The organism is Moritella viscosa (assembly GCF_900120065.1).
Taxonomy (GTDB): domain Bacteria; phylum Pseudomonadota; class Gammaproteobacteria; order Enterobacterales; family Moritellaceae; genus Moritella; species Moritella viscosa.
The window spans coordinates 1-12,223 of the sequence record NZ_FPLG01000089.1; the positions used below are offsets into that span (position 1 = coordinate 1).

14 protein-coding genes and 1 rRNA gene are annotated in these 12,223 nt (G+C 39.7%); 5 read left to right on the forward strand and 10 right to left on the reverse strand.

Annotated elements, in window-relative coordinates:
• Positions 1–69: 69 nt before the first annotated feature.
• The 5 genes from BT797_RS12850 to bioH form a co-directional block, all read right to left on the reverse strand.
• The gene (locus BT797_RS12850; protein ID WP_045112190.1) at positions 70–1,188 is read right to left on the reverse strand and encodes a pyridoxal-phosphate-dependent aminotransferase family protein; all 1,119 of its coding nucleotides are present in this window, start codon (positions 1,186–1,188) and stop codon (positions 70–72) included.
• A 195-nt stretch (positions 1,189–1,383) separates the two neighbouring features.
• Positions 1,384–1,977, reverse strand: a complete 594-nt coding sequence (locus tag BT797_RS12855; RefSeq protein ID WP_139291677.1) for a YhgN family NAAT transporter — start codon at positions 1,975–1,977, stop codon at positions 1,384–1,386.
• Positions 1,978–2,267: 290 nt separating this feature from the next.
• Entirely contained in the window at positions 2,268–2,852 is a 585-nt protein-coding gene (locus tag BT797_RS12860) for a DUF4202 domain-containing protein (RefSeq protein ID WP_045112192.1), read from the reverse strand.
• A gap of 85 nt (positions 2,853–2,937) precedes the next feature.
• The gene (locus BT797_RS12865) at positions 2,938–3,660 is read right to left on the reverse strand and encodes a DEAD/DEAH box helicase family protein (protein ID WP_045112193.1); all 723 of its coding nucleotides are present in this window, start codon (positions 3,658–3,660) and stop codon (positions 2,938–2,940) included.
• A 146-nt stretch (positions 3,661–3,806) separates the two neighbouring features.
• Complete coding sequence (bioH, locus tag BT797_RS12870) at positions 3,807–4,643, reverse strand: pimeloyl-ACP methyl ester esterase BioH (protein ID WP_075472313.1); 837 nt, start codon at positions 4,641–4,643, stop codon at positions 3,807–3,809.
• A 65-nt stretch (positions 4,644–4,708) separates the two neighbouring features.
• Between bioH and BT797_RS12875 the strand changes: the two genes are divergently transcribed.
• Together BT797_RS12875 and nfuA are read left to right on the forward strand one after the other, a co-directional pair.
• Positions 4,709–5,425: a ComF family protein gene (locus BT797_RS12875; RefSeq protein WP_075472319.1), complete on the forward strand. Its 717-nt coding sequence runs from the start codon at positions 4,709–4,711 to the stop codon at positions 5,423–5,425.
• A 71-nt stretch (positions 5,426–5,496) separates the two neighbouring features.
• Entirely contained in the window at positions 5,497–6,075 is a 579-nt protein-coding gene (nfuA, locus tag BT797_RS12880; protein WP_045112195.1) for a Fe-S biogenesis protein NfuA, read from the forward strand.
• Between the two features lie 89 nt (positions 6,076–6,164).
• Here the strand turns inward: nfuA and gpsA are convergent, their stop codons facing one another.
• The 3 genes from gpsA to BT797_RS12895 form a co-directional block, all read right to left on the reverse strand.
• Positions 6,165–7,172, reverse strand: a complete 1,008-nt coding sequence (gpsA, locus tag BT797_RS12885) for an NAD(P)H-dependent glycerol-3-phosphate dehydrogenase (RefSeq protein WP_075472321.1) — start codon at positions 7,170–7,172, stop codon at positions 6,165–6,167.
• 3 nt (positions 7,173–7,175) lie between these two features.
• Complete coding sequence (gene secB, locus BT797_RS12890; RefSeq protein WP_045112196.1) at positions 7,176–7,649, reverse strand: protein-export chaperone SecB; 474 nt, start codon at positions 7,647–7,649, stop codon at positions 7,176–7,178.
• Between the two features lie 67 nt (positions 7,650–7,716).
• The gene (locus tag BT797_RS12895) at positions 7,717–8,145 is read right to left on the reverse strand and encodes a rhodanese-like domain-containing protein (RefSeq protein WP_045112197.1); all 429 of its coding nucleotides are present in this window, start codon (positions 8,143–8,145) and stop codon (positions 7,717–7,719) included.
• Between the two features lie 312 nt (positions 8,146–8,457).
• Here BT797_RS12895 and gpmM point away from each other — a divergent pair, with 312 nt between their 5' ends.
• Positions 8,458–9,990: a 2,3-bisphosphoglycerate-independent phosphoglycerate mutase gene (gene gpmM / locus BT797_RS12900; RefSeq protein WP_075472315.1), complete on the forward strand. Its 1,533-nt coding sequence runs from the start codon at positions 8,458–8,460 to the stop codon at positions 9,988–9,990.
• A 29-nt stretch (positions 9,991–10,019) separates the two neighbouring features.
• The gene (locus BT797_RS12905; protein ID WP_075472317.1) at positions 10,020–11,177 is read left to right on the forward strand and encodes a murein hydrolase activator EnvC family protein; all 1,158 of its coding nucleotides are present in this window, start codon (positions 10,020–10,022) and stop codon (positions 11,175–11,177) included.
• Between the two features lie 4 nt (positions 11,178–11,181).
• On the opposite strand, the gene BT797_RS12910 is transcribed toward BT797_RS12905, so the two are convergent.
• Complete coding sequence (locus tag BT797_RS12910; protein WP_045112200.1) at positions 11,182–11,436, reverse strand: YkgJ family cysteine cluster protein; 255 nt, start codon at positions 11,434–11,436, stop codon at positions 11,182–11,184.
• A 66-nt stretch (positions 11,437–11,502) separates the two neighbouring features.
• Here BT797_RS12910 and BT797_RS12915 point away from each other — a divergent pair, with 66 nt between their 5' ends.
• Positions 11,503–11,919: an acetyl-CoA sensor PanZ family protein gene (locus tag BT797_RS12915; protein WP_045112201.1), complete on the forward strand. Its 417-nt coding sequence runs from the start codon at positions 11,503–11,505 to the stop codon at positions 11,917–11,919.
• An 80-nt stretch (positions 11,920–11,999) separates the two neighbouring features.
• Here BT797_RS12915 and rrf read toward each other — a convergent pair.
• Positions 12,000–12,115: ribosomal RNA gene (rrf, locus tag BT797_RS12920) — 5S ribosomal RNA — on the reverse strand.
• Positions 12,116–12,223: the final 108 nt, after the last annotated feature.

Genomic DNA, 12,223 nt, shown 5'->3' on the forward strand with positions numbered 1-12,223 from the left:
ATAGAATGTGGCTTTTTCGTGGTAATACGATGAGTTGGATGAACTAAATCAACCTAATTTAACATACTTTTAATTTAAGGTTTCTTCTAACGCACGTAAACACAATGCAACATTTTCAGCACGCGCCGCATAACCCATTAGACCAATACGCCATGCTTTACCTGCGAATGCGCCCAGACCGGCACCAATTTCAAGGTTATAGGTTTGTAATAATTGGTTACGTACAGCTGCATCATCAACCCCCTCAGGAATCACGACCGTATTTAGCTGTGGTAAACGACATGCTTCATCAACAATAAACTCAATGCCCATTTTCTCTAAACCAGCACGTAATGCTAAGTGTTGCTTTGCATGACGTTCCCATGCGTTCTCTAGGCCTTCAGTTTGTAATTGCACTAATGATTCATGTAATGCATATAAAGTATTTACTGGCGCAGTATGGTGATAAGTACGTTTACCTTCACCTGACCAATAGCTCATCACGAGTGTTTGATCTAAGAACCAACTTTGCACTGGCACAGTACGGTTTTGAATTCTTTCTACGGCTGCAGGGCTGAAGCTCACCGGAGAGATACCCGGAACACAAGATAAGCACTTCTGAGTACCAGAATAAATTGCATCAATGCCCCAATCATCTACATACAATGGCACGCCACCGAGTGACGTCACCGCATCAACAATCGACAAGCAACCGTGTTGTCTTGCTAGTGCACAAAGAGTCTTGGCATCAGAAAGAACACCTGTTGATGTTTCAGCATGTACAAATGCGACGATTTTAGCATCGGGGTGGGCTTTTAACGCCGCTTCAAGTTTTTCTGGATCAACAGGTTTGCCCCATTCATCTTCTACTTTAACCAGTACGCCACCAGAGCGTGTTACGTTTTCAGCCATGCGGCCACCAAACACACCATTGATACATACAATGACTTTGTCACCAGGCTCAATCAAATTCACAAAGCAAGTTTCCATACCTGCAGAACCAGGAGCAGAAACCGCCATAGTACAAGGATTCTTGGTTTGAAATGCATACTGCAGCAATTCTTTTACTTCATCCATCATTTTTACAAATGTCGGGTCAAGATGACCAACGGTTGGACGACTTAATGCTTGTAATACGTTCGGATAAACATCTGAAGGACCAGGTCCCATCAAAGTACGTTGTGGTGGGTAAAAAGAGGTAATGCTCATTCATTTTCCTTGTCATATTGTGAGAACCAGTAATCAGAAGCAGTGTACCTAAGTGACACTGCCTTTGTCCTACGTTATAAACTATCTGTTAAGCTTACTTAGGTATTAAGATAGATTAATTTACCATTGCAACGACGTATTGCAAACAATAATGCAAACTTTTGTTTACAATAATGTCACAGCGATAGTGATCGATTAGCTTACTTTCGCAAGATAATCAGCGATACCATCCAGTAACATCTGTACCGATATCATCACCAATAACATTCCCATCAGTCGCTCAACTGCAGCCAACCCTTTCTCGCCGAGAATACGATTAAACCCTTCATAGAACATTAAAATAAAGGCACTTAGCCCCCAAGCAATAAGTAAAGCAGCAGACCATTCAAACATTTTATCAGGGTCTTGATGGGCTAATAATAACAACGCAGCAAGGATTGAGGGTCCCGCTAATAACGGGATCGCCATTGGCACAATAAACGGCTCTTCACCTGCGGCGAGGCCCGTTAACCCACCTTCAGTCGGGAAGATCATCTTAATTGCGATCAAGAACAGGATAATACCACCGGCGATACTCACCGCTTCTTGTTTTAGACTTAAAAAACCAAGGATCCTTTCACCTAAGAATAAGAATAACAGCATCACAAACAGTGCAATTAATAATTCTCGTATCATGACAGCACGTCGACGTTTCTTATCTATATGTTTTAAAATAGACAAAAATATCGGTAAATTACCTAACGGATCCATGATCAAAAATAGCATCACCGCTGCCGAGATTATTTCCATTTGCATTAAATTTAACTCCCTAAATCATCCAATTAGCCGAATGTAATTGCTAAACTCAATATACCAGAGAGATTATAGATATAAAGTATTTAATTAGCAGATAATAATAAATAAGAGGACGATTAAAATAGTGATTAAAACTAACACTAAACAGGTATAACAATGGGTTTTAGCATGTTCAATTATCGTATTAAAGACAAAGAAGAATCAAACGAACCGGGCAGTAAGAATTATTCACTGCAACTCAGTAAGCAGCAGTGAATTTGCAGTATTAAATCTAGCGAAAAATATTAACCGAGCGCTTTAGCCAATAAAGCTTGTTGATCAAGTGTAAACGGTAATTTTAGTGCCGCTTCATGGCCTTTTTCAGACATTTTAGCCCAAGTCTTTTGCACAATAACAATCAACTTTTCGGGTGTGTGCTTTTCTGAAAATGCAGTAAAATAATATTTTAAAAAGACTAAACAAATAACATCTTCTAGCGCTTGTACTTGTGGATCTCGTTTTAATTTTTCTTTGCGTAGCATGCGACCAATAGACTGAACTTCATCTTGAGCACAACCTACCTTTTCTGCAATTGCCATTGCTTCTTCGGCGTGTAAACGGCCTAATGACTGACGCCATTGATTGTAACCTTCCCGCCCAAGTGGATGCTCACTACGCGGAATACTCCAACGCTTAATATGTTGTGCACGTGCAGCGATCTGTAATGCAGTAGATGCTTCAGGCATAAACTCAGCCAAACACTCACTCATGCGCACACCGTATAACCATTCTTTTGGCTGTGCTATTCCATCTACAGTTTCACTGACTGGATCACACTGATTTATTTCATCAATTAATTGTATTGCTTGCTGTATCCGTTGCTCTGACATGACATCCTCGTTATTAGTATGGTTATAAAACCCATACTAGCAAAGCACACTGAAAGTTACCTATAATCTCACAATAAATATAAGATTATTCTTGCTGATCGATCTGAGATGGTGGTTTAGGCTCTATATTTTCACCATAAAAATATCCAACAACAGCGCCTGCTAATTTGGATTTTGCCGATACAGACCCCGTTGCTACGTCCATGTCGTCATCAAAAGAAGAACCGAAAAGATCATCTAATGCGACAACGTGAGAATGCACATTTTCACCTTTTAATACACCTGTTACATCGGGCAGTTGTGCCGCTAGCACTTTCACTTCATCAAGTTGCTTTAACCGTAATAGATCAGCCAACGCCGTTTTTATAATGTGATTTATTTCGGCAAGTTGTTGACGATCGCCAACCATGAGCGCTGATTTAGCTAAGATCGCCTGTCGTAACAACAAAACTTCAGCAATAATCGTTTCAGGGGGATCCGCCATATCAATCGACAATACGATACTTGAAGCATTATCCACTGGCGTTTCATCTTCGCGAGTAACATGCTCGAGCACCACGTCCTCGTCATCATCTAGCGTCAATCCCGATGGATCTCGGGCTTGTTTTTTCTTGCTGTCAGGATCATTTTTCTTCGGGTTATAATTAATAAGGTCTTTGTCTGTGGTGCTGTCACTTGTTGAAGCTGATGCACTATCTGGTGTGACCGCAGGCGTGATCTCACGCTTTTCGGCATCACGCTCAACCGCAGCTGTGGTTGGATTTAACGCATTGGGAATGCCCGTAGGAGGGGGGATAACTAATACCATATACTAGCGTTCCCCTTCGCAATATTCATACAATGCAGATAACTAATCGTAACGTGTAACTGTATGAACATATCTTTCCCTCATTATCATAAATAACGGCTCAGCAGCACATCAAAAATAATAACATGAGTGACTGCTAATTGAGTTTATAACGAATTGTTAATAAATGCCTCCAGTTTATTAACAAAAAGTGTCGGTTCTGAAATAAAAGGCGCATGAGAAGAAGCTTTAAATATAATGCTCGGTGATTGCGGTAGATAACTATCTATCCATGCGACAGTCGCTTGTGGTACCAGTGAATCTAACCGACCATAACAACGATAAAATGGCATTGATAATGAAGCTAACTGTGCGCGTAAATCCACAGTCTCTAATAATCGTAAACCGTTACTTAATGCTTGTTCATGCGGTTGTGGACGCGCAGCTAATAAAGACTTTAATTGTTTAATGTCTTGTTTAGCCGTTTCACTGCCCATCGCTTGAATGGCTAAAAAACGATTAATAGTTTGTGATAAATTTTGTTTTAACTGTTGTTGGAATTGCGCTAATACTTTTTCAGCAATGCCAGGCCAAGCAGCTGATTCATCCATTTGTGATGTAGCCATAAATTTAGGTGAACTGGCGACGGTAACCAATACAGAAACTCGCAGGGGGTGTGCTAGCGCAAAATGGGTAGCACAAAGCCCACCTAACGACCACCCCAACCAAACTGCATTGTCAGGTACCACTTTAACTAATGCATCAGTAATATCAGCCAGCGACTGACTTGCAACATGACTATCATGACTAAAACCAAAACCAGGTAGATCAACTAAATGTAATCGATAGTGCGCTGATAGTAACGGAACAATAGATTGCCAACACGCACTATTTAATCCCCAACCATGTAATAACACTAAGTCTGGGCCGTCACCGACAATATCGACATGTAACTCTGTGTTACGACTTACACTTTTAATTTTTGTGGCGAAGACTTTTGGCATATTACCCTACACTTGACGAATTATTTAGCTATGAGGATATACTAATCAAACGAGTAGATATAGCCATGATCCGCAAACTCAGCATGACACTATTACAACCTCGTTGTTACTTATGTGATATGCCCATCGATAATCTACAACCTTTTCTGTGTTTATTATGTCAGCAGGAATTACCCTATTTATCGGCATTAAGCTGCTATCGTTGTGCACATCCACTAACTACATATCAACAAGGTCTATGTCATGAGTGCATAAACCAAGAACCGACTTGGCAAAGGTTAATTACCTGTATGATTTATACTTTAGAATGCCAATACTTAATTAAACAATACAAATTTTCGCAACAACCACAACTACACTTGTTGTTTTCACAGCTGTTGAGTCGCAGCGTCAGTAACAACATCATCCAACATAATTACAGTTTACCTGAGGCTTTAGTATCTATCCCTTTACATAAAAAACGCCTAGTAAAACGAGGTTATAACCAAGCCCAGCTACTTGCTCAAGACCTTGCAAAACAGCTGCAAATACCGCTAATTTCAGAAAAAGAATTTATTCGCGCTAAAAACACTAAAGCACAAGCCCAACAAACAGCCGCTGAACGTAGCAACAATATGCACAATGCATTTCAAGTCACCCAACCTATTACCACTAAGCATATTGCCATTATTGATGATGTAGTAACCACGGGTGAAACAATGAAAGCAGCTTGCCAGGCTTTATTTACAGCAGGGGTAGAACGTATCGATATATGGTGTATTGCTAGAACATTAGCGGATTAGTGGTTTATCATCTTAAATAGCGTTACAATTAAAGACAGAGTAAATTAGTCAGGTATGACAAAGAGGGCACCATGATAACAATTACTGAAGCGGCACAAACTCATTTTGTAAAATTACTTAGCAATCAAAAAGACGGCACTAACATTCGCGTATTCGTCGTTAATCCAGGCACAGCAAATGCAGAATGTGGCGTATCATATTGTCCACCTGAAGCAATTGAAAGTTCTGATATTGTATTACCATACAGTGGTTTTGATGCATTAATTGATGACATGAGCAAACCATTCCTAACCGATGCTTATATCGATTTTGTAACGGATAAAATGGGCTCTCAATTAACACTTAAAGCGCCCAACGCAAAAATAAGAGCTGTTGCAGATGATGCACCACTTGCAGAACGCGTTGACTATGTAATCCAAACTGAAGTTAACCCACAACTTGCAGGACATGGTGGTAACGTGGTATTGACTGAAATCACTGATGATGGCATTGCTATCTTACAATTTGGTGGTGGTTGTAATGGTTGTAGCCAAGTAGACTTTACGTTAAAAGAAGGGATAGAAAAACAATTACTAGAATTGTTCCCAGAAGAACTAACGGCTGTTAAAGATGCAACAGAACACCAAGCCGGTGAGCACTCTTACTACTAAGCTTTTATCAATAAAGTACAGTTAAAACTAAATAACACAATAAATAAAAAGTGACGGTCTTGACCGTCACTTTTTTAATTAACAACTGATTATTCGCCTTTTTTATCTCGTGCTAATAGTGCTAAAGCCGCTTCTTTTGGAGGCTTATTCTCATATAACACTTGATATATTTGCTCCGTAATTGGCATTTCAACGCCAAGACGAGCAGATAACAAATAAACCTCTTTGGTATTGCGATAGCCTTCAACAACTTGACCAATCTCAGCTTGTGCTTCATCAACGCCTTTACCTGCACCCAGTGCAAGACCAAAACGACGATTGCGACTTTGGTTATCAGTACAGGTTAGTACCAAATCACCCAAGCAAGACATACCCATAAAGGTATTTTTTTCTGCACCTAATGCTTCACCAAGACGACATAACTCTGTCAAACCACGTGTAATTAAAGCAGTTCGTGCATTCGCACCAAAACCAAGTCCATCAGATAAACCGGCACCAATAGCAATCACGTTTTTCACCGCGCCGCCAAGTTGTACACCAATAAAATCATTATTGGTATAAGTACGTAAACTACGACCGCAATGCAGCAAATGTGAAATATCATCTGCAAACTGTGGGTCTGTCGATGACACGCTTATCGCAGTAGGCAAACCCGCTGCTAGCTCTTTCGCAAATGTAGGTCCAGAAAGTACAGCTAAAGGATAATGCGTACCGAGAATGTCAGTCGCAACATCTTGTAACAGACGTCCTGTTTCAGCTTCCAGCCCTTTCGTTGCCCAAGATATACGAGAGTCGTCACGCAAAAATGGTTTAATCAGCGTTAATACATCACCAAAAACATGACTCGGTACCACAATCAGAATATCTCTGCTTGCGGCAACAGCTTTCTCAAGATCCGCCTCCAATACCAAAGCATCAGGAAAAGCGATACCCGGTAAGTACGCTTCATTACTGCGTACTTTAGCAAGTTCGGCAACGTGCAGTGGATTATGACCCCACAATACGGTTTTGTTACCATTACGTGCTAATGACATCGCCAATGAAGTACCATAAGAGCCAGCACCGAGTACTGTAATCAAGGCTGTATCAGTCGCCATCATTTACGAGTCCAGTTTTTGCTCTGCAGGAGCTTCAGCTGCTTGTTGCGCTTGTTGAACATAAGACGCAAACAGTGCATCGAAGTTAACTGGCGCAAGGTTAAGCTGTGGGAAAGAACCACGGCTCACTAAACTAGCAATTGTTTCACGTGCATATGGGAATAAGATATTTGGGCAGAAAGCACCTAGACAATGTGCTAATTGACCTTCGCTTAATTCACCAACAGTAAAGATACCTGCTTGTTGAACTTCACATAAGAAAGCCACTGTGTCGCCATCTTTAGCTGTCACGGTAAGTGATAATACAACTTCAAATACGCCGTCACCAAGTTTAGAACTACGAGTATCGAGATCTAATTTAACTTCAGGTTTCCATTCTTGTTGAAAAATCGCTGGAGAGTTAGGGCATTCAAAAGACACGTCTTTAATGTAAACGCGTTGGATATTAAATTCTTGTTGGCTTGCTGATTCTGACATAAGTAAATTCCAATATTTTATAGATTCAAACTGACTAATTAATTTTTAGCAATCCGATTGGTAACTGTTATTTCTTAACAGTCGGTAAGTTTGCTTCTTGCCAACTTGCCATACCACCAGATAAATTATAAACAGTAGTAAAGTCCATTTTCGCTAGACGATTCGCAGCGCGGCCTGAACTCATTCCTGTATCACACATAACGATGATTGGGGTGTTTTTATATTTTTCAATCATTGATAGCTTATTTGCTTCAATATCAGCAGCAGGAACGTTAATTGCGTTTAAAATATGTGACTTACGATAGTTTTCTGCAGCACGTACATCAACAACAATCGCATTTTCTTTATTCATTAAAGCAGTCGCTTCATGATTGTTTACCGACTTAACTTTAGACATGGCGCTCGAGCCAAATGAATAAATAAGGAAACCAGCGATAGCGACCCAAGCGAGAGATAAGGCTGGATTATTCGAAGCAAATTCAATATATTCTTGCATGTGATTATGACTCTAAGATTTAATAATAAAGGATTATTCTCAACGGAGTATACATGTGACAGGAAATAAAAGCAGCTCAATATATAAATTCCTCACAAGCGCGATGAATAATCGAAACATAAAAAAATCACCCATTTTCTATAATTAAGCTAACGTCTCGCAATATGAAACAGTTAAAAATGTAGTTATATTACCGATATTAATCATTAAATATCTTCAATATTCTACCTGGATCATAAATAAGAGCCAATTTAACCCCGGAAAGTGTAGTAATATTCCTATATTTAAATTTAATAACCGAGAGGTAAACTCATGTCTAAAGCTAAGAAAACAATTGCGCTTATCATCATGGATGGCTGGGGCCACCGTCTTGATCATGAAAATAATGCAGTTGCCAGTGCAAAAACACCTATTTTAGATAAACTTTGGCAAGAATCCCCAAGCATGTTAATTTCAAGTTCAGGCTTAGATGTGGGTCTACCAGATGGTCAAATGGGTAATTCAGAAGTTGGTCATGTCAATATTGGTGCTGGTCGTATCGTTTATCAAAATTTAACTAAAATCGACAAAGCGATCGGCGATGGTGAATTTTATCAAAATCCAGCACTTGTTAAAGCCGTTGATACCGCGGTTGCAAATGATAAGGCCGTGCACATTCTAGGCTTAGCGTCTCCAGGTGGCGTACATAGTCACGACGATCAGATCCTAGCCATGATCGAACTTGCAGCAAAGCAAGGGGCAACAAAAATTTATCTACACGCATTCTTAGATGGCCGTGATACACCACCACGTAGCGCACAAGGTACATTAGAAAAATGTGATGCTAAATTTGCTGAAGTTGGGGTAGGTAGAACAGCTACATTAATCGGCCGCTATTTTGCGATGGACCGAGATAATCGTTGGGATCGCGTTAAAGAAGCCTATGAGTTATTTACGCAAGCTAAAAGCCAATATAAAGCAGAGACGGCACTAGCTGGCCTTGAAGCCGCTTATGCACGTGATGAAAATGATGAGTTCGTAAAAGCGACAGTCATTGGCGAAGCAGCACCAATTAATGATGGAGATGCCGTCATTTTTATGAATTTCCGTGCTGATCGTGCACGTGAAATTACCCGTGCATTTGTCGACACCGACTTCTCCGGTTTCGAGCGTAGTGTAACTCCGAAACTTGCTGATTTTGTTATGCTAACTGAATATGCAGCAAACATTGATACCAGCATCGCATTCCCTTCCGATAAGTTAGTTAATACCTTAGGTTCAGTACTTGAACAACAAAATAAAACGCAATTACGTATTTCTGAAACAGAAAAATATGCCCACGTGACCTTCTTTTTTAATGGTGGCGTTGAAGACGCTTTCACAGGTGAAGATCGTGAATTAATCCCATCACCACAAGTAGCAACTTACGACTTACAACCTGAGATGAATTCAGAAATGCTCACTGACAAGTTAGTATCCGCAATTGAGAGTGAAAAATACGATGTCATTATTTGTAACTATCCGAATGGAGATATGGTTGGCCATACAGGTGTATTTGATGCGGCAGTAAAAGCATGTGAAGCAGTTGATCAATCAATTGGTCGTGTGGTTAAAGCATTAGAAAAAGTGGGTGGTGAATGCTTGATCACAGCCGACCACGGCAATGCTGAAATGATGATCAATCCAGAAACGGGTGGTATCCATACTGCACATACTAACTTACCTGTACCATTGATTTATTTTGGTCGTGATGCCGAGCCAGCAGAGACAGGTCGCCTATCTGATTTAGCTCCAACCATCTTGACTTTACTTGGTCAAGAAATTCCAGCGGAAATGACTGGTAAGAACCTGATGAATCTGAAATAATCATTTCCCTACGGGGAAAGGATTACGTTATGACATTTTTAAAAAACAGCATGGCCTATAGCGTTATAGGCCTGCTGATATTACTATCATTAAACGCTTATGCAGCCAATAATCAGTCCGAATTGAATCAACTTCGTAGCCAGATCAAAGCGCAAGACGCATCAATCAAAAAACAAAATCGTTATTTAAACGATTTATCTAAACAAACACAAAGTACCGACCGTGCCATTAGTAAAGTCGCAGCACAATTGAGTAATACCAAATCTTTAATCCGGAATATTGAAAAAGATCTTAGCGATCTAATCACACAAGAAAAAGCACTATTAAAAAGTAAAAAGAAACAACAACACATTCTCTCAGCACAAATTGAAACAGCTTATTTAAGTGGTGATAACGATTACCTTAAACTGCTTTTAAATCAGCAAAACAGCAGTGAGATTGAACGTTCATTAGTTTATTATCAACACCTTCATGAAGCTCGAGCACAATCAATTGCTGAATTTAATGATACCTTAGATAAAATTGAAAAAAATGAAGTAGAACAAGAAGAAATAAAACAGCAATTACTTGTCATCCAAACCTCACAACAACAAAAATCCAAGCAATTAGCACAGCAAAAATTACAGCAGAAGAAAAGCAATAGAAATATAGCTTACAGTATTAACAAGCAGAAAAAAACACGAACAGAACTAGGTATTTCAGCACAAAAATTAGAACAACAGATTGCGTTATTACGAAAAAAGCAACAAATCGCATTATTAAAAAAACAACAAAGTGCGCAAATATCATTATCAGGATTGAAACAATATAAAGGTAAATTAGACTGGCCGATAAAAGGTAAAGTACTGCACAACTTTAACAGCAAGCGATTTAATAATGTCAGCTGGCGTGGATTGGTCATCAGCGCAAATGAAGGTAGTAAAGTAAAAGCAGTTAGCGCAGGTAAGATAGTATTTGCAGATTGGCTACGTGGATTCGGTATGGTAGCGATTATTGATCACGGCCAAGGATATATGAGCCTATATGGTCATAACCAAACATTACTCAAAGTGACCGGAGAGAAAGTACGCAAAGGCGATGTAATCTCGTTGGCAGGCCGTAGTGGAGGTCAGTTAGAGTCTGGGGTTTACTTCGAGATCCGTCACAAGGGTAAAGCCGTTAATCCACGATCATGGCTAAAACATTAACATTTTAGCTTGCAGTTTGTATTTCCAAATCTGTAATTAAGAACAAAGCCTCATCTCGGTTTTCACCACATACATCATTACAGGCTTTAAATGTATCACATAACGCAGGGCGTTTAGGGTCTGTAAAGATGAGACATAAATGATCAACCGACAGATTCACACATCGTACACCAGCAGGCTTACCATCAGGCATACCAGGAATATAGCTAGTGATACTTGGCGCTTCACAGCACGCCCCACAATTCATTCTGCATTGCATAAAACAAACCTTAAATAACGAATGATAATAGCGTAATATCAGCATGTATCTAAAAAAGGGAACAGCATGAGATTATCAGCATTTACAGTAACAGACTCAACTCCACAGTTACTTATTGATATAACAAAATTGTATCGACCATTTCAGCATGACGAAGCTGAGATTCAAAAAACTTTCGATAAACTGCTTCAAGATGACAGCCAAACTCTGTTTGTTGCTAAATTTAATGATCGCCACATTGGTGGTTTAATCATGCAACATGATACTAGCACTTTATTCTTAAGCTGCATGGTAGTAAGAGATATAACTCAACAACGTGGTGTAGGTAAATACCTAGTACAACAAGCAATCAAGCATGCTAAGTCTCTGCAGTTAAAAAGCGTAACGGTAATTAAAACAACACAAGTTACAGCTGAATTATCTGCTTTTTTAATTCATCAAGGTTTCACAGAGCAAGACACTGCACTTAGCTTTAGCTGTTAATAATTAACAGATATAAAAAAAGCCGATATCAATGATATCGGCTTTTTTCGTTCAAGACAGTGTCTTAAATCTAATTTGGCGCTTGGCGATGCCCTACTCTCACATGGGGAAACCCCACACTACCATCGGCGTTATTACGTTTCACTACTGAGTTCGGAATGGGATCAGGTGGTACCGCAACACTATGGTCACCAAACAAATTTTTCGAGTCTTACGAATCATCTGCTCTTGTCTAAGACTACGTCTTAAACAATATCGATTTAGACTAGGCCTAAATAAATAGTAATTGGCGCTTGGCGATGCC